This window comes from Helicobacter monodelphidis (assembly GCF_003288845.1).
GTDB lineage: Bacteria > Campylobacterota > Campylobacteria > Campylobacterales > Helicobacteraceae > NHYN01.
The window spans coordinates 1-382 of the sequence record NZ_NHYN01000112.1 but is presented as its reverse complement, the minus strand read 5'-3'; the positions used below and the strand labels follow the sequence as shown (position 1 = coordinate 382).

The following is a 382-nucleotide window of genomic DNA, read 5'->3' as shown; positions in this document are numbered from 1 at the left end:
ATTGACTTTGTTTATTTATACCTTGATGATTAAACAAAGAGTTGTTTTGAAAGTTTTTAACTGCATTAATGCTCATGTTGACTCCTTATGAAAAGATTACCTCAACTAACATCGACTTAATCTAATAAAACTTTAGAATCACCATTGTTCTTTAAACAATGGTGAAATGAGAAGATTAAGCCTATAATCTTCTTTCTAAATTTGATTTATAGGCATTCTGCAATTCATTAATAATCATGTTATTGTAGAATGTTGGTCCTGAACCAAAGCGGTATAATACACCTTTAGGTGTTGCCATACCTACTTCATAACTATAGTAGCTAAAGCTATTGCCTAAACTTGAAGTAGCTTTATTTTTCTTAACAATATAAGCGGGTCCAAA

1 pseudogene is annotated in these 382 nt (G+C 30.1%); it reads right to left on the bottom strand.

The window, feature by feature from the left end:
• Positions 1-181 precede the first annotated feature (181 nt).
• Positions 182-382: pseudogene (locus CCZ01_RS10695) on the bottom strand (bacteriocin); the annotation flags it as partial.